The organism is Thauera sp. SDU_THAU2 (genome assembly GCF_038260575.1).
In the GTDB taxonomy this organism is placed as follows: domain Bacteria; phylum Pseudomonadota; class Gammaproteobacteria; order Burkholderiales; family Rhodocyclaceae; genus Thauera.
Genome location: NZ_JBBWUN010000003.1, coordinates 3,309,853 through 3,327,247, shown reverse-complemented (window position 1 = coordinate 3,327,247; position 17,395 = coordinate 3,309,853). Strand labels below are relative to the sequence as shown.

The following is a 17,395-nucleotide window of genomic DNA, read 5'->3' as shown; positions in this document are numbered from 1 at the left end:
ATATGCCCCATGAAATGCAAACGACCTTCCGACGGCCGTGCCCTCGATCATCACACCTTGCAGGTGATGCGGCAGCAGGCTGTCAAAGCAGTGCGTGAGGGGCAGACAGTGCAAAGCGTCGCGGCGGCGTATGGCGTGAATGAGCGCAGCGTTTTCCGGTGGCTCGCCGACTTTGCCAATGGCGGGCAGAACGCATTGCTGGCCAAGCCGATTCCGGGGCGCCCCAGCAAACTCAGCGCCGAGGAGTTGTCGTGGATCGCCAATGCCGTTCGTGACCATAACCCGCAGCAGTTCAAGTTCGAGTTCGGCTTGTGGACGCTGTCGCTGATCCGTCACCTGATCAAGCGCCAGTTCAAGAAGGAGTTGTCGGTCTCCTCGGTCCACCGTCTCATGAAGATCCTGGGCTTCAGCGCCCAGAAGCCGCTCTACCAGGCGTGGCAGCAAGACCCGGTGCTGGTGCGCACGTGGGAGACGGAGACCTACCCCACGATCCGCGCCGAAGCCAAGCGGGTCGGCGCAACGATCTACTTTGGCGACGAGTCGGGTATCCGCTCGGATTACCACACCGGCACGACCTGGGCGCCGCAGGGCCAGACGCCGGTGGTGCAGGCGACGGGCCGGCGCTTCTCGCTGAACATGATCTCGGCGGTTAGCACGCAGGGCGAGTTTCGATTCATGTTGCATGAAGGCTCGGTTGGCGCGAAGGTGTTCGTCGAGTTCCTCAAGCGCTTGATGGTCAATGCCGAGAAGCCGGTGTTTCTGATCGTCGATGGTCATCCGATCCACAAGGCAAAGATGGTCAAGAGCTACGTCGAGGGCTTGGACGGCAAGCTCAAACTCTTCTACCTGCCGCCGTACTCGCCGCATCTGAACCCCGATGAAACGGTCTGGGCTCATGTGAAGCGCAAGGTTTCGCGCCAGTTGGTCGAGAGTGCCGAGGAGATGAAGCGACTCGCACTCGGTGCATTGCGCAGCATCCAGAAGCTCCCTGAACTCGTGAAGTCATTTTTCAGGCAGCCAGAGTGCCGCTATATCCTGGAATGACTCTACTTATTGAAAAGTTAGTAAACTCGATGCAGATCTGCAAGCGAAGGGGCAGCGCTATGAGCAGAGCATTGTTGACCAACTTAATCTCAAACTATCGTGCAATTCTCTTCTTTCAGATTTTGATTGTGTCAATCCGCGTAAGCTGAGGATTGAAAAAAATGAGGAAGAGGTTGATCTATTGTTGAGAATAGGCAATACAATATTAATTGGCGAGATAAAATCAATTGTTGCTACAGATTCCCCAATTTCGCACTACCGGACCCTAGAAACCCTTGAGTTTGCCGCACGGCAGGTTAAACGGAAGGGCCAATTTATTGTTGAAAATTTGGAGGCGGTATTTAAGCTCCTTGACTGGAATTTTCAAGCAGTTTCGGATTACACGATATTGCCTGTTGTCGTCAGCAGCAATAGGATGCATGCGGGTTTTGGTGTCTTGGATGTTCCCGTGTGCGACGATAAGATCCTCTATGCTTACTTTGAAAATAACACCTTCCCATTGTTCAGTACTGTGAGTCGGGGGAGGGCGGAACATTTGGTTTGGCTCAAGCTATACAGCAATCTTGAAGAAGGACAACGAAATCTCAATCAGTATCTGCGCACGCCACCGCAGGTGCACAATCAGGCATACACATTTGAGTACAGCCGTTCAATTGTTCCGTGCATTAGCGAAAAATCGTATCGGGTCGTGCATTCACGCCTGATGCCGCGGGAGGTGAGTATTCATGAGATTATTCGTCGAGTGCACCCGTTTCCGCTTGAGACAGTGCCCAATATTGACGAGCGGCTGCGTGAAGTTGATGTTGTTATTTAGCCGTGGCCTGGCGGTGTTTAGGAGTTGGCGGTTCGCTGTGCGTATAGAGGCGTGCAGAAAGCGCACGGTGCAAGTAGGGTGTTGATTGCACGAGCGGAGCACTCAAGAATAGATATTACGTCGGAGCGTTGATCCGCTTGGGCCGAAATTCTTGCCTCCGTCTCGTCCTCACGAACATCCGCCCCACGCCGGAACTTGTCGTCCAGCCGGCGAAGGAGCGAAGGGCCGGAGTGGGTCGGCCTGAGACGGTCGTGGGTGGCCTTCAGAGGTGCTGAGTGGGTTCGGCGCGGGAGATCTCAGTCCGGCCAAGCCCGGCCTCCCTCTCTGGAAATGGATCTTTGCTCACGAGACTGGAGTCGGGTCGTTAGGCCAACTCATCGAGTTGGTGACGTCGGCATCAGCCCTTGAAGCGGACTAATCCGTGCAACAACTCCCTAAATCTGAACCGGCTTCGCAAGTCGGCAAAATTCAGGCGTTGAGCATCACCATGAACACTCGAAAGTTTTACCTCCAGCATGTTCTGCCGTCCCTGAAAAGGTTCTTACAGGGATACACCGTTCGCGAAACTGGTCTGCTGCACGATCTTGACCGTGGAGCACATGTTGCCGCGCAGTTGCTGAGCCTCTCAGATTTCGCCTACATCGATCCAGCTGCAGAAGTCCTGCGCGAAGAGTTCAAGAACTCGCGTGAATACCGGGAGAAGAGCGCATGGAAGCGCGAACCACTCTACGAAGTCTCCTGTGATCTGGCCAATGCATGGAAGCACGGCAAGGTGTCACGAGACCGTAGAACGATAAGTGGCCTCGGTGACATTATAGAAATTTGCGCCATTTGCCGGTTTGAAGACGGGGCTGGGGTTTACTACAGAACACAGAAGTTCACGATGCTTAAGATGACCAACGGGTTCCGCTCTGATCTTCGTCGGGTCATCCTGGCTTCTGCAAGATTCTGGGCAGAGGAACTGATACGACTGAACCTCGTGGCTGGAACACCACCAGGACTGCTGACTCTCTCAGAGTACGTTGCACGTAATGACTCCCAGACTCAATTGCCTTTGACGATTCACGGGGTTGCAGGAGAGCCAATGCATGTACAGATGCGGTGCTTCGAGTTTGACGCCAGTAGGGGACTTGTTGTGGATGCAAGGCCTGAAACTAAATTCGATGGAACCGCGAACCTGGAATTCAAGATCCATAAAAACTATTCAGATGCGCCCGCTTCGTTAGTACTGCCAGTGCGATGACGAAGTTCGATTTAGTCAAAGTGCGTCCCATCCGTATTTAACGTTCAAGACATATCGAATCGAGTATCGCAGTGATTGTAAAACGGACATCCCATATCCCGGTCTTGAACAATTTAAGAATGTCGGGCTCAACAGCGTGTTTATTGTTGTGAACAACCTGCTACCCAATGAATGGCTCCAGGGGTCATGCTACAGACGGCACGGCTCTGAACCCCGAAGCTGAACGACAGCTTCTTTGGGCTACCTAGTGGCCGCTTGGGGTCGAAAGCGGCCATTTCTGATCGCCGGGGGCGCGACTCTACTCCCAGTGCGCGTGGCGCCCCCCACTTCCGAATCCTGCTACTTCTAGATCTTGCTCCTCTGACAGAGACCCTCAAGATACTTGTGGTGCAAGACGAATGAATCGTCTCGTTGCAGATGTACATAACTGCGCATTACAACCTCCAAGCTGTCGTTCAAGAGCACCGCTGCCGTAACGAATGCATTCGGGCAACGCTTGAGTAAGTCTGTTGCGACAAGATGACGGAACGCGTGCAGACTGAATCCACGTGTTCCAGCGACATGCCTTTGTGTCAATCTGCGGACATGTCGACTCATATCCTTCCACGGTTTGCCCCGCTTGTTGCTCACGAAGAAGTACGGGCTCTTGGCGTTTTCCAGCATCGTCGCGCGGTACTCTTCGATGTACTCGTCGATCATCTCCCCCACCCAGTCAGATACAGCCACGTCGTAGTTCTTTCCCGCTTTTCCTCGCCCGTTTTTCAGCATTGACCGGCTTAAACGAACCCGCCATCCTTCGCTCGTCTTGTACACAGACCCGGTGTTGTCGGGTGACCATGTCAGTGACTGCAAGCTGCGTAACCGGAGTGGATTTGAGATAACGAATGCAAGGAGCAGGGCGTCGCGTTTGTGACGTGCTTGTCCGATGCTTCCGGGCATTGCTTTCGCAGCCTCGCAGTGGAGGCGTTCGATGCCTGAGATCACCGGCTCCAGTGGATGCTCTAGGGCTAGCAGAGATGCGATGGGTGTATCCGGATTTCTACTCATTTCGGTTGCGCGCTGAATCCACAGCTTTGCGATTTTGTGAGCGCTATCGCACATCTGTTCCCATTCTTCCGTGGTTTCCGGTCGAACCTCCGCTGGGAGAGATCTCCGAAGCTCTGGCCTTTGGCGAAGGTATCCTGTTTTGGGGCGCACAAGTGAAGCTACAAGCCGCGCGAAAGTCTGTTGTCCTGAATGCACAAGACCGTCAGACCGCTCTGTTAAGAATTCCAGGTAGCCGGTAGTTGCGCTTGGCACCGCAAGCCAGGCCATTGTCTCCAAACATTCCGAGGGGATCCCCTGTCCGCCTTGGTCAGCTGGCCGGCGGAGGTAACCCAGTAGTGCGCGGATGCGATCAAGGGCGATCTTGGCAGTTGGGCAGACCATCCGACCGACTTTAAGAAGTGGCGAGTCAATCGTAGCGTCGCTTTCCGGAATGCATCGCCACACGCCCCTTGCTGAACGGTCCAAAGTCGGTGTGATTGCGGTTTTATAGCTCAAGAATTGGCGCCATTCGTTCTCTAGCGCTTTGGGTATCTCTTCAACGGGTAAGAAGTACTTGTCAGCACACCGCTGACTGAGCCGTTTGCCGTACTCACATTTCTGAGAGTCTTTGCACTCCTTAACGGTGTCGTTATTTACTAGCGCCGTCAGACTATTCCGCTCAAGTCCAAGTGCAGCCTCAAGCCGCCGCAGACCCGGAATTCCCCGGATGTTCGGTGTCGCGCCTGACAAGTATCGCTGAACAGCTGATGGGCTGACGTTAATAGATCGCGCGAGAGTTTTTGGAGCAACGCCTTTTCGGGCGATAGCTTCCCGAAGGGACTCGCTAAGTGCTGTTCTGTTTACAGGTTTCTGAGTCGACTTGCCTTGTTGTGCAGAGAAAATCTCGCGATACCGATTCATGTGGGAACGTCGGTCTCGCTTTGTTGACTCTGCAACATCGAGGAGTGTGATGTAGTGGCTCAGGCACTCATCGAATCTTGTTGTGAGCTCTGCGCCGACGCGTGAGTCTGTCGTTTTCCCGACAGAAGCCAGGAAGCCGTTCAACGTAGAGCGAAAGTTGCGCAACTGTTGAATTGCGGTTTTGTTAGACGCAACTTGCTCGTCTGTCAGGCCGAGGTAATCCTGTAGCCCTGCATCAAGTTCGTAGTAGGTGGGGTTCAAATCAGGTGGCTCCAGTTTGGAGCTCACGGCGACGCTGTAGTGTTTGATCTCAAAAGGGCTGTCGTTACAGTAAGTCGTTATCGAATAACGATGGTTTTCCAAGCCACTGATTATATGTTGAATTTCCTTCATCTCCGGACCCCTTGCTCCCAAAGCAGAGGGTGCGGATAACGTTATCGTGAGCTAGTTGTTACAGCACATGCTGTACAGACGTATAGCTCGATGGAGCGATTGGATGGGAAGGGAGAAGTTGATGCTGAGTCAGGAGATTCTGAGAGCGGAGGAGCCTGCGCGTGTAATGTGCCCGCCGTGGTGGGGGCACGGCGGGCAGAGGTTTGCTCTTAGTCGATCACGTTGTTAAGTCGGTCCTTTAAATACTCAAGCGGTGACAGTGCGCGTTGGCGCCATGCGCACTCGATCAGGTCTACGAGTGCGTCTTGTTGGCGTGGGCACAGCTCTCTGAGCTTGTGAAGAACTTCATGTGCGGTGCTCGATTCGTCCTCATGATCTGGCAGGGAAAGTTCAATGAACAGTTCTTCAAGGTTAAGCGGGGCGTAGGCATCCCAGCTCGGATGAGCTCTGCAATAGAGAAGGTGCGCAAGTTCAGCTTCTGTGAATCTGTCAAAGAGATCGTCTTTAGCTCCGTTTATCAAGAAGAAATATCGTGCGAGGCAGATTTCTGTAACCATCTCCTCTTTGAACGAATCGTGCGCCCTCTTGTCGATCTCGTCGTTCAAGAAATCTTGGATGACTGCGGATTTTTCACTCCAGCGGTCCAGCTCGTAATGCGTGTGATGCCGAGCGGACCTAAAAAGGATGCCGCGCTCATTCATGGGAAGTGTGGTTTGCATGGTTAGCTCCTGGTCGTTGATGATGACAGGCGGAATTGCCTGCCGATCTATGCTTAATCCGGTTGAATTTTTCGTTTGTGCGGGGCTGAGGCCGGCTGCCCGCTGGAGTATCAGGCCGCGACCGAAAACTGGTCGCAATTCGCCGCAAACTCAATCTCTGGCAGTGGCTTGAGGACAATCGTGCATGCGTTCTGTGTGTAGCCGCCCGGTATCCGAACCTTCTTCGCTGTCATGTCTGTACGGCAGCGCTTCAGTTTCAGCCAGAATCCTTGAGTCGGTCGGGGCACGAAGTCGTTATCAGTGCACCAGCGGTGGTAGTCGCTGTAGATATCGGCCTTCTTTGTTGCTAACGGTCCGGTGACAGTTTGAACACGATCTGAAAGCCATCCCGTGACATCGTCAGCGACAAGCTTTGCGGACTTCAGGACTTCCTCCATCGCTGCCGGACGAGCAGGGTCGAAGCCATTCCGCTTCAACAGTCGCTGGAGGCCAGCGAGAGCCCAGTTTAGGACCCCAGCCAGCTCCTGCTCGATGATTTTCTCCGCGAGCTTCGGGTCTCGTTGCTCAAGTGGAATCGTGGTCTTGAACGGTATGACTTCCCACCTTCGCCAGAAACCGTCGGATGCATCATCGACACTGGGAAAGTTGTTTCCCAGCACGAGCAGTTTGCCGCGCACTCGTGTCGTGATAGGTTCTTGCCCCTTAATGTCGATGAAAACCGGCTCGCCGGCCGTGATCGACTTGAGCCGTCCCTCGTCGAGTTTCCCCGGCGGTAGTTCGTCAGCAACGATCAGGCTGGCGTTGTAGAGCCCGGAGAGTCCGAAGCGCGACTTGTTGTCGAGCTGGATTGCAGCCACGTCACTGTGAAGCGCCTGCACGATGTTGCTCAAGACACCCTTTCCGTTTGCTCCTGCACCCAGCCACATCGCGGCACGCTGGAACCGGTGATCTGGCAAGAGTGTGTACCCGACGAACTCCTGCACTCGTTGCCGAAGCTGTTCGTCCGGCAGCACTTGCTCAAGGAATGCGTTGAAGAGCGGGGTGGGGGCGTCTGGCACATAGGGGCATGCGAGAGAGTATGTGCAGTAGTACTCTTTTGCGGGTTCAACAGCGGAGATCTCGCCCGCATCGCTAACGATCACGTACGTTCCATCGCACGGAATGACGATGCCTTGGGGTTTGATCTTTTTTTTCTGACTCAATAGGTCGAGCTTCAGGGTGGTCCATGCGGTTCGCGCAAGGTTCTTAGAGATGCTGTCCAGTGCCTTCGATTTCATCCAGGCGAATGCGAACGCCTCGCCATACTTGTCTTTTAGAACTTGCCAGTTGTTTCCGGTCCATTCGTAGAAAATTTCGTCGATGCAAACGTGATTCTCGAATTTCTCTACGTACCGCAGGAACTCATTCATGTTGAAGTCGTTGCTCATCTGCTTTCTCCAATTCTTTACTTTCAATAGACGTGCGAAAGCCCTGGAGCGGATTAGCGTTCCAGTGTTCCGGTGTTGTTTGCGTGAAGCGATTAGTGTGTGAGCCGGCGATGCTCTGGCTAGGCCAGGCGAGGTTAGGCCGGTCGAAGGGGTCGATGCAAAGACGCGGTGGTGATGCGTATGCGCGGCGGGCATTGCTGCCGCTGCTAGCGATGCATAAGGACGCGGTTCATCACGGTGCTACCGGAACAGCGGAACATGCATGCTCGGGCCGAGGCGAGCCCGCGATGCAGCGGGTAAAACTCCGAGTTTTTAAAGAGTAAAAGCTTGGTCTGGGAAAGTTGATGAGCCTGAGCGAGAAACGCTTGGCTTCGCGGCCTTGGGCCGCCAACTCCCGAACTGCACAATGCCTTCGTCGTGAGGACGAGCGAATCCTGAAGCGCAGAACGCTTTTCGGAGCCTGGGCATCGGCAACTCGAGTCCGCGAGGACTGGTTCGAGAGCGATATGCTGACTTTCTTTGTCAGCCGCTGAGCTTTGCACTCAGCGAGGTAGGAAATTAGCGGCTATCACGGCTAGAAGCAAGGGGGCTCAGGCGCGGGATTGTGAATTAATTCACGAACGTTATGCCGCATACTCGCGTGTCCCGGCTTCTGTCGCCGTATCCGCTGCGTGTCTTGGTCCGGTCGTTTCTGAGCTCGCTTGGCGCCGCGCAAGAGCAGTGAGCTGTTAAGTGGTGCTACATGGCGCTCGCGCTGGGCCTGGCCATGACTACCCCCGCGACCAGGGAGTAGTTGCCGGCGCCGGAGGACGGTAGGTTGTTTCTGACGAAGAATTGGCCGCAGCTAGACTTACAATGTGTGACATAGCATGCGCCGAGCTGAGCGTCCTGCGGCAAGCGGGACGTTGTGCGTGTCCCGCTTACTCCCCCGCTCCGTGCTCGACAGCTTGCTGACAGTCGCCGGTGCGCGGAAGGGTTGCCGCTGGAGGTCCTGCGCGCCAACCCCATTGTTGGTGGGATCGCGGCGGCGGCCCCGAGCTCACAAGGACAAACAGGGTGGTTCTATGTCGCCTGAAGACCCGCTGTCGCATAGAAAACACGTCATCGCGGAGTTGCTCGCGCGAACTGACTGGACGCCTTGGCAAGCTGTCAGATACATGCGTGCCGAACTCGGGCTCGCGGTCGACGAGCTTGCCAAGCTCTCGGGCGTCCCCGAAGTGGTTCTTGAGACTATCGACCGAGGGGAGGCAACGGGGACAGTAGAAGAGCTCGACAACTTGCTCGGTGTTTTGGGGTTGAAACTGGGTGTCGTGCAGTCCCCGCTTGCTTCACAACTCGACGTTGTCGCTGTGGAAGCGTTGCCTGACTACACGCTGCGTGTCACGTTCAGTAATAGTGAGACTGGCCTGTTCGAGATGGCCGGTCTTGTGGGGCTTTCCGAGGGCATTTTCGCAGCGCTGAGAGAACCGGCGCTCTTTGGGCAGGCGTTTGTCGCATCCGGAACGGTCTGCTGGCCAGGCGACATTCGCTTGGACCCCGGGCTGATTTACCGGCGGTCGGTTCCAGCGTCCCGCGACACCAGCCGGCGGATTGGTGTTGCGAAGGGAGCGTTTGAAGTTCCGTCGGAAGGTTTGCCCTACCCGTACGACGCGGAGTGGGGTGCGATGCCCGACGTGGGACGTGAAGCATGGCCGGTCTATGCGAATGACGTTGCGGCATGGGCTGTGGATCAAGCCCAGGCGCTTCGAAGCCGTGCGGTAGCGAGGGTGGACTGGGACAATCTGGCAGACGAGATTCTCGATGTTGCCAAGGCGGAGCGGCGGGAACTTCGCAAGCGTGTCTCGGCGCTCATGTCGAGTCTGTGTCGGTACGACGCAGCTCCAGGCGCTTCCGCTGCAAGGCTGGTGCGCGAGCACCAAAAACTCGTGTTGCTGCAATTGTCGGAGTGTCCAAGCCTCGAGAGATGCCTGTCGGACCCGAGATGGCTATCGCACTGCTGGGTGGATGCGGTGTCTGGCCTGGGGGCCGAAGGGTTCGCTGTTGAGGAGCTGCCAGAGGACAGTCCATGGGATGTCCTGAAGTTGCTGCACAAGACTACCCCCGAGGTCTGATCGTCGAAGTCACCTGTTGTAAGTACGAGAAAAAATGATGGGCCGCTAAAGCTTCATGAGTCAAGGCGGGCTCAATATGAACAGCGACCCCGCCGCACGTGGATGACAGTCTTCATTACATCTATGGCAGCTGCGCGACGTGCGGCGCTGCACGATTTATTGTGCTTCTGCTCAGCCCGGCTTTGCTCGTAATCCGTCATGATCGGGTCAGGAACGAACGGTGCGTCGCTGGCGAGGTGGACTGACCAGCCAGGGAGGGTTGCCAGTACATTCATCGCAGACTGCATCTCGCGTAGCTGCAATACTTTCGTCTTCTTTTCCGACTGCTTCGCGAGCTTCGGGTGTGCCGCCGCAAGCTGCGCTGCAAGGGCTGCTCCTTCAGCGTCTGTGGGGTACAAGTAGCCGACCAAAGTCTCGTAGGTTACGGGTCGCGTAGTTCCCTCATTGATCCACGCGCACAACCGCTGATGAAGTATTCTGGCCGCCTGGTTCTTGCCAAGTTTTCGAGTCTCGTTCAGGCCAATCCGCGTATGTCTTGACGTCTCGTCTGAGATGATTTCCGAGAGCCTCGGATTCAGTGCTGCATGTGTTCGGTTCCAGCGCGCAGACTCGCCGCGTATGCTGAGTACAGAAATCAGCCTGAAACACTGTATTTTTTGGGGCTCGTCTGTTGGGAAAATGGACAGGACGCACGTAGCTAAGCGCTTCAGGCAGTCCTGTACAAGGGCGCGATTCTCCCCGCATGCAGGCCAGCCGATGAGCTCCAGAAGTGCTGAAACGCTGAATTGCAAGTGCAGCACTTTCTCCCTCATCGGCTGTTGCTTACCTTGGGAGCTGTCAGGTGCCAGTAAATTGTCTATCAGCACTTGCTCATGACTTGTCAGTAGTTCGGGGCGAGCAGGGTCGAGTGTATTACCACTCGTCGCGAGTGCGACAATCGCTTGCAGGACTGATAGGTCGTTGCCGTTCAGAAGGTAAGGGTTGCTTAGTTCAACAGTCAGCGGACCGTGTGTTGCAGCCAGCGCCAGAGGGATGTTGATGTCTTTGCGAGACTTCTCGTCGAGCACGCGAAACATGCCTGGGAGTAAGCACAGGATAGGGTCATGTTTTGCAAACGGAACAGCGTCGAGCTCGATGCGGTTTGGGGTGTTCGTCGGAAGTGGTGTTAGTTCTAGGGGCATCTTACTTATCCGTCAGCGGTAGCTAGTATAGCTGGCGATGATGATGTCACTAAGCGGAGTAGCTTGTCGTCGGAAGAACGCTTAGGGGATAGCGGAAGGAGGTTTTAGGGTTAGCGGAACTATCAAAACGGCTATCGGCATGAAACACGAGGCATGACGGAAGAAAAGACGTTACCCTGGATCTGAGGGGCGAAAAACGCCGTGTGATACTTTGCGAATTTTCCGGTAAGCCGCCGCCGTATGAAACATCTAGAAGAGAGGAATCTATGCTTCTCTAGATCTCTCTTCATCTACGACCGGCGACACGCCGGCCGCCAGTAAAGGCTCGGCGCACCTCGTTTTCTGCTCAGCATTGGCCTATCCGGGTAGTTGTGACGCTAATTGCTTCAAAGAACGGATAGGCCCGAACCTGTCAACGCGACACTCTCTCTTTTGTAGCCTACAGTCTAATCCGACTGATCCTGGGATACAGAGAACTGGATTCAATCCTACAAAGACAGGTTTTCGATCTGTCCTTGTTGTGCTGTAGCACCGGTGGCAATGCACGATTTTGCGATATCGATGGCGCAAAAAAAGACTTTTGATAAATATGGACTCGATGTTTGTGCGCCTGCGGCGCTTTATTGCCAGGGTCGAGAGTCTGGCTGCTTGCTGCGCCATCGGTTGGTTATGCGTTCCCTCGTAACGCCCTTGTTTTATCTGATGTCTCTGGTGGAGCTCAGGGCAAAGAAATGACGAAAGGGTTAATGACGCTTTTCGTTCCGGCGAGCATTCTACCAACGAAAAATCTTCCTCGCCCGCCGTATAAATCAGCGCGGCGTTGCGCGTACGCGCCTTTGGCGCGTCATTGCCAAGGTCGTTAGCCTACCCGCCTGGACTGGATACGTTCCTGTTCTGCAGAGCTGACGGCCGCGTAAGCGGACCTGGCGATTCTGGCGCTTTCGTCGCTGGTGCTAGGGGCGTGACGACTCAAGGTCGAGAGGTATCACTGTCTGCGTCCGCATCTGGGCGTCGGTAGGCACACCGTCCCTTGCGGTCTTGGCGCATCTGAAAGGTCACCGAATCATGGCAAAAGCTACTACCCCGGCAATCAACTAGCTAAGTTACTGAGCGTACCGGACGTGCTCATGGCTCAAATACGACCGCACTCGATCCGGCATCCCAGCGGTGCGCTCCATACAGGCGCGCGCCTTCTCGAGAAGTGCGGCGGCGGGTTTTGTCACTCGGCCCGGAGCGTATCGTCGTCTTCAGATCCCGGTTCAGATGCTCGTCGGGGTTGAGTTCCGGCGCGTACGGCGGCAGGTAAAACAGCTTGATCTTCTCGGTGTTTCTCGGTGTTTTCGGCAGCCACTCGCGGACACGGTTGGCGCGGTGCACACGCAGGTTGCCGACGATCAGGAACAGCTTACGCTGTGCATCCTGAATCAAGTCCTCCAAGAACGCGATGAAGCGTTCGGCATCGATGGCGCCCTCGAAGAACGAGAAGCGCACCAAGCCTTGGTTGGTGCTCGCCGAGATCATCGACGTCGATCCATGGCGACCAGCCGGCAGTCCAAGCTTAGGCGTCAGCCCCGCCATCGAGTAGCCGTGCACCCAGTGCGAGTCCTGGCGAATGGCGGTCTCGTCCCCCCAGTAGATCTCGGCATCCTCAGTCTTGGCGCGCGCAACGATGTTCGGATACTTGTCCTCGAGCCAGGCCTTGAGCCGGGCCGGGTCCCGCTCGAGCGCGCGCTTGACCGGCCGCTGCGGCGTGAGGCACCACCGCCGAAGATACTCACCGTCGGTGCGAATGGGCATGTCGATGCCAAAGAGCGACTTGATCGCGAGCATGACCGCGCGACGATTCCACAGTGCAAACTCGAGCTGCAGTTGAGCGGGGTTCGAGGCGATGAAACGCGTTCTGGTTAACCACAGGGTCGAGCGCGGGCTTGAGTCAACGGCAGCTTGCACAAATGTTGAGCGAACCTTGGACTCTTTCACAGGTGGCGGCCCCTTCGGTCACTGTTGAGCTTCGGGCCGAATTAGCCACAGTGCGTAGCCGCGGCAGCCCTGGCCTCCACCTGGAGTGCGGACGCATTTTCCGTGCGGGCAAGTCAGCAGTGAGCGCAGGTGTGTCGCTCACCCTGATCAAACACCAAAAAGTGGCTATCGGATTCGCGCAGAGCGGCGAGAGCTATGTCCTGACCACTGGTACCGGTTCTGGCAAGTCGTCAGCCCTTTTTCGCCGACCAGCAGGTTCAGTTGCAGAAGCACTGCACCGTGCGCAGCCTGCCAACGTACCTCAGTGTGTTCTGGTGGAACACCTCGGCGTAACGCAAGAGGTCGAGGTCCTTCAGAACCTGCATGCTCTCGCCCAGCTTCTTCAGACAGCCACGGAACGAGCGCACGGTAGCGGCCGAAATGGATCACGTGAGTCCGTTGCGTGAACTGTCCGAGTCCGCCAGAGATGCTGATGCTTCCGCCGCTGGCATTTCGCTCTCTGCCGTCGCCGGAACCGTGCCGCCAACTATCAGACCTGCCACGAGAACGCCGAGCAATTGAGGGTGTTGCACGCGCGGGTCAGGGAGATGCAAATGACTACGAAGTGACCTCGCTGCTGTCAATGCGCAGCAACCATTCGACTTGTCGTCGCGCAGAAGCAATCACTTGACTGAAGATTCGAGCGTCCACGTTTGGTTCTCGATTTTCTTTGGGAAAATCAGGTGATAGGCGGCCTCCAATCAGAATCACCCGAATCGGCGAGGTGATGTGCTTGGAGAAATCGTGCCGATACTCAATGGCTTGCTTGTAGTCATCGTAATTCAAACTGTGGTCGGGGCGCTTAAACTCGATCAGCAGATATTCGCCACTGAGATTCTCGTTCAGCAGCAAGTCCGGACGCTTGTCGGCGTTTTTCCCTTTGTATGTCGTGTTGAGGGCATCCTCAATCTGCCTCTTCAAGGTTATGTTGGAGCTAAAGAGTGAATATTCTGGCCCGAACACCCACAGACTCAACTCCAGCGATTTGTGCATCGCCGCTTCGGTCGTAGCGGGATCGCGCGCCAATTCCTCCAGTTGGTCGAGAAATGTCTGTCGCGCAGCTGCTTGCGCGACAAGAAACGCCATTTCAGCCAACCCGAAGTCGTTCAAGCGATCTGCAATAGTCGCCACGTCACCCTGCGATGCATCGGCTATGTGTTCCAGCAGGATGCGGTAGTCGGATCGCTCCAGTGCATCCAGCAACACGCCGACGATTGGTTCAATCTTGTTCGGCGGCTCGTCGTAGTAGCGTTCGAGAATCTTCTTGATCGACTTGTCGGCGAAACTCCGCTTGTGTTCTGGCAAGCTTGCCAAGCGTTGCTGAATGGCCTTCTGCATTCGCGCTTGCGCGAGCTGGAGCTCCATGCCGTACTTCTCTTTCGCCGCTGAAATGAGGATCGGCTGAACGAAGGCTTCCACCGCCTTCAGTTTTTCGCTGTTCTCTACCAGTGAATCCCATCCGGCGGTGACATGGTCGAGCAGTCCGTCCGCATCCACTTCACCGTACATCTTCTTCAACAGCTTCGGCGGAAAATACTTGTGCCCCTCCAGACCAAAGAAGCTGTGCGAGCCGACCGCTTTTCCACCGACGCGAAGCGTGACTCCCGGCTGGCGCAAGCCCGCTTTGCCGTCGAAGATCGATAGACGCAGTTTGACATCACCAACGTCAGGCAGCGTCGTCTGGTGTTCCGAGTAGCTCCCTTGCACGTCATCAACATCGAGCCTCTTCTCATCCACGATCACTGCGAAGTCGTCGTGCCTTCCGTAGTCCTGCAACAGGACCTGACGCAAGCGATTTGGGTCGGGATAAGCCAACCCTTGATGCAGATCGCTCAGAGTGATTACCGTGCCGTGGATGCCCGGATCGCAATCCTCTGTGTGAAGGGCGATATCGAGATGTTCTATATCCTCCACGTTGCCTAAGGCATCCAGGCGCAGGGCGATGCGGCAGAGTTTCCCCCGCGGGTTTCGCGTTTCTGGAGACCGCAATGACCGAACCCGAACAACAACAGCCTGCGCTCGTCGAGAACATGCTCCTTTTGCGCCGCGAGGACTTCGACGAACTGCTGGACCGTGCCGCCGAACGCGGAGCCGAGCGTTGTCTTGCCCATCTCGGGCTGGAGAACGGCAGCGCCGCGAAGGACATCCGCGAACTGCGCGATCTGCTGGAGGCGTGGCGCGATGCCCGCCGAACGGCTTGGCAGACCACCATCAAGGTCGTGACCACCGGCATCCTGGCCGCGCTGCTGGTGGGGGCCGCCATCAAGTTGAAGCTGATGGGAGGCGTGCAATGATCGAAACCCTGCTTGGAGGTCTCCTCGGTGGAGCCTTTCGTCTGGCTCCTGAAGTCCTGAAGTGGCTCGACCGGAAGGGAGAGCGTGGCCATGAACTGGCGATGCAGGACAAGGCGCTGGAATTTGAGAAGCTGCGGGGTGCGCAGCGGATGGCAGAAATTGGCGCAGGTGCAGAGGCGGCGTGGAACGTAGGGGCCATCCAGACGCTACGCGAGGCCGTCGCCGCCCAAGGGCAACGCTCCGGCGTGCGCTGGTCTGATGCCTTGTCGATCAGCGTGCGCCCCGTCATCACCTACTGGTTCATGGCGCTCTACTGCGCTGCGAAGACGGCAGCGTTCGCCGCCGCCGTGACAGCTGGCGCTGGCTGGGGCACTGCTGTCCTGCACGCCTGGACGGAAGCCGATCAGGCGTTGTGGGCTGGGGTGCTGAACTTCTGGTTCCTCGGGCGCGTGTTTGACCGGGTGCGGCCGTGATCGAGGTGCCTCAGGCGGCCATCGAGCTGGCCAAGCGCTTTGAGGGATTCGAGCGCAAGGTGAAGCGCGGAATCGAGATCACCGCCATTCCCTACATCTGCCCGGCTGGTTTCTGGACGATTGGGTACGGCCATCTCTGCGATTCCAAACACCAGCCGATCACCGAGACGGAAGCCGAGGTCTATCTGGCGCGCGATCTGCAGACGGCATTGGCGGCGACGCTGCGCTACTGCCCGGTGCTGGTAACCGAACCGGAGGGGCGACTAGCGGCTATCGTGGACTTCACGTTCAACCTCGGGGCGGGGCGCTTGCAGACTTCGACGCTGCGGCGACGGGTTAACCAGCTAGATTGGGTTGCGGCCAGTCAGGCGTTGCGCCGGTGGGTCTATGGCGGAGGAAGAATGCTGCCTGGGTTGGTCGCTAGACGCGCGGCAGAGGCAGCATTCCTCTCCTGAGCGATTATTTCTTAGCCTTCGGCTGCGTTTGTGCTGGTGCCTTGCCTAGGCTCTGCGCAGGTAGTGGGCTTGCGCGGGCTAGGAATGTTCACCCGAACCACGGTGGCATTTCTCATTAGATCACTCAAATTTCCGGAAACAGCCGTGCTGGTGAGCGAAGCGTTACCCGCTGACGAATTGGATTGAAAAAATCCGCGAGCATCTGCAGTGGGTTGAAAGTAGTTCATGATGTCTTTCTCCAGCCTTCGAATTTTCGATTGTCATTGATCATGTCTTGCATGAAAGGCCCAGCTGGCCCAACTTGCTGGGTGACCGTTTTGGTCAGTGTGCCTTCCGATAGAAACTTGTGACTACCCGTCTTGACGCTTTCGATGGCCGCTCGCGGAAGTGCATAGTCAGTAGTCTGGTTTGCGCCCAGCAGACTGTATGGGTCGTATGGCTCCAACAGCTTAAGCTCATCCACATAGCTGAGATGCAGCTTCCTCAATAGGCCATAAAGCCCGTCAGACGGATTCTCGATATTCAGACCAAGATCGCGCGCCTCTCTTCGATTGATAGTGTAGTCATGGCTCCCGGACTCAGCGCAAAGAAAATCAATGATTTCTCTGGTCTTTTGTTCGTCTTCAACTTGACGCTTCAGGAGCTTCTTGGCCAAAAATCTAATTTGCTCCCGAGATCGGAATATTTGACCAAGGACGAGTGGGTGAACTTTATTTGATAGGTCAACAAGGATTTGAGTGAGGCTGGATGCATCCTTGATGCCAAGCTCCGTTGCTGCATCCAAATAGCCTCTGATCGCCTCCACGCTAACTGGGGCCTTCACATGAGGCGCATTGGGTATCAACGGATTGAGAGGGTGATTAATGCTTGGGTCAATCGGGCCGAGAGCTGCTTGCTTCGTCATAACAATCTTATTTGCCCCGAGCGAAATCAACGTTCCAGCACTTAAAGCCTTCGCGGTAATTATCACTTCGAGTTCGTCACAGAATGTATGAAGCAAGTTCCACAAGACGCCAAGCAGCGGCCGTATCCCCTCCATTCGTATGAAGAAGTAGCGATATCTTTTTCGTTGGGCCGATGTCGTCGAGATGCTCAACAAATAGATCTATGATCTCGGGTGAGATTTGGGTTTCCAGCTGCCGCCTATCCCCGGTTACATATGAGATAACCGCAGATTCTCTGCTTTCCGCAATGGCTTTCAGCGTTGCTTTTCTTGACTTATAGCTCGACACCGGACTATCCCTTCATTTTGTTTCTTGGCATCTGCGAAACACA

At 55.9% G+C, this 17,395-nt stretch carries 15 protein-coding genes; 7 read left to right on the top strand and 8 right to left on the bottom strand.

From position 1 onward, the window contains the following. Positions 1-9 precede the first annotated feature (9 nt). The 3 genes from AAFL97_RS17280 (at position 10) to AAFL97_RS17270 (ending at position 3,101) form a co-directional block, all read left to right on the top strand. Complete coding sequence (locus AAFL97_RS17280; protein ID WP_048705947.1) at positions 10-1,044, top strand: IS630 family transposase; 1,035 nt, start codon at positions 10-12, stop codon at positions 1,042-1,044. 184 nt (positions 1,045-1,228) lie between these two features. Further along, positions 1,229-1,858 (top strand): hypothetical protein, encoded by a 630-nt coding sequence (locus tag AAFL97_RS17275; RefSeq protein WP_341645949.1) that lies wholly within the window; start codon positions 1,229-1,231, stop codon positions 1,856-1,858. A gap of 421 nt (positions 1,859-2,279) precedes the next feature. Beyond that, the gene (locus AAFL97_RS17270; protein WP_341645948.1) at positions 2,280-3,101 is read left to right on the top strand and encodes a hypothetical protein; all 822 of its coding nucleotides are present in this window, start codon (positions 2,280-2,282) and stop codon (positions 3,099-3,101) included. Between the two features lie 345 nt (positions 3,102-3,446). Here AAFL97_RS17270 and AAFL97_RS17265 read toward each other — a convergent pair whose 3' ends face one another. The 3 genes from AAFL97_RS17265 to AAFL97_RS17255 form a co-directional block, all read right to left on the bottom strand. Then, positions 3,447-5,441: a tyrosine-type recombinase/integrase gene (locus tag AAFL97_RS17265; RefSeq protein ID WP_341645947.1), complete on the bottom strand. Its 1,995-nt coding sequence runs from the start codon at positions 5,439-5,441 to the stop codon at positions 3,447-3,449. Positions 5,442-5,650: 209 nt separating this feature from the next. Further along, entirely contained in the window at positions 5,651-6,160 is a 510-nt protein-coding gene (locus AAFL97_RS17260) for a hypothetical protein (RefSeq protein ID WP_341645946.1), read from the bottom strand. A 110-nt stretch (positions 6,161-6,270) separates the two neighbouring features. Next, positions 6,271-7,587 (bottom strand): DNA primase family protein, encoded by a 1,317-nt coding sequence (locus AAFL97_RS17255; protein WP_341645945.1) that lies wholly within the window; start codon positions 7,585-7,587, stop codon positions 6,271-6,273. Between the two features lie 1,157 nt (positions 7,588-8,744). On the opposite strand from AAFL97_RS17255, the gene AAFL97_RS17250 reads away from it, so the two are divergent. Beyond that, positions 8,745-9,698 carry a DUF29 family protein gene (locus AAFL97_RS17250; protein WP_341645944.1) on the top strand — a complete coding sequence of 318 codons (954 nt, stop codon included), beginning with the start codon at positions 8,745-8,747 and terminating at the stop codon, positions 9,696-9,698. Between the two features lie 71 nt (positions 9,699-9,769). On the opposite strand, the gene repC is transcribed toward AAFL97_RS17250, so the two are convergent. From repC to AAFL97_RS17230, 4 genes are all read right to left on the bottom strand, one after another. Continuing rightward, a complete protein-coding gene (repC, locus tag AAFL97_RS17245) occupies positions 9,770-10,879 on the bottom strand; it encodes a replication protein C, IncQ-type (RefSeq protein ID WP_341645943.1) in 1,110 nt (369 codons plus the stop codon). Positions 10,880-12,004: 1,125 nt separating this feature from the next. Beyond that, positions 12,005-12,859, bottom strand: a complete 855-nt coding sequence (locus AAFL97_RS17240; protein ID WP_341645942.1) for an IS630 family transposase — start codon at positions 12,857-12,859, stop codon at positions 12,005-12,007. A 257-nt stretch (positions 12,860-13,116) separates the two neighbouring features. After that, positions 13,117-13,266, bottom strand: a complete 150-nt coding sequence (locus tag AAFL97_RS17235; RefSeq protein ID WP_341645941.1) for a hypothetical protein — start codon at positions 13,264-13,266, stop codon at positions 13,117-13,119. Positions 13,267-13,456: 190 nt separating this feature from the next. After that, a complete protein-coding gene (locus tag AAFL97_RS17230; RefSeq protein ID WP_341645940.1) occupies positions 13,457-14,812 on the bottom strand; it encodes an ATP-binding protein in 1,356 nt (451 codons plus the stop codon). 74 nt (positions 14,813-14,886) lie between these two features. Between AAFL97_RS17230 and AAFL97_RS17225 the strand changes: the two genes are divergently transcribed. From AAFL97_RS17225 to AAFL97_RS17215, 3 genes are read left to right on the top strand one after another with little or no spacing between them, the layout of a single operon-like run. Further along, complete coding sequence (locus AAFL97_RS17225) at positions 14,887-15,192, top strand: DUF6127 family protein (RefSeq protein WP_341645939.1); 306 nt, start codon at positions 14,887-14,889, stop codon at positions 15,190-15,192. After that, the gene (locus tag AAFL97_RS17220; protein ID WP_341645938.1) at positions 15,189-15,665 is read left to right on the top strand and encodes a hypothetical protein; all 477 of its coding nucleotides are present in this window, start codon (positions 15,189-15,191) and stop codon (positions 15,663-15,665) included. Before AAFL97_RS17225 ends, AAFL97_RS17220 begins: the two co-directional genes overlap by 4 nt. After that, positions 15,662-16,120, top strand: coding sequence for a lysozyme (locus AAFL97_RS17215; RefSeq protein ID WP_341645937.1), 459 nt, complete (start codon positions 15,662-15,664; stop codon positions 16,118-16,120). Before AAFL97_RS17220 ends, AAFL97_RS17215 begins: the two co-directional genes overlap by 4 nt. Positions 16,121-16,343: 223 nt before the next feature. On the opposite strand, the gene AAFL97_RS17210 is transcribed toward AAFL97_RS17215, so the two are convergent. Further along, a complete protein-coding gene (locus AAFL97_RS17210; protein ID WP_341647189.1) occupies positions 16,344-17,159 on the bottom strand; it encodes an SDH family Clp fold serine proteinase in 816 nt (271 codons plus the stop codon). Positions 17,160-17,395: the final 236 nt, after the last annotated feature.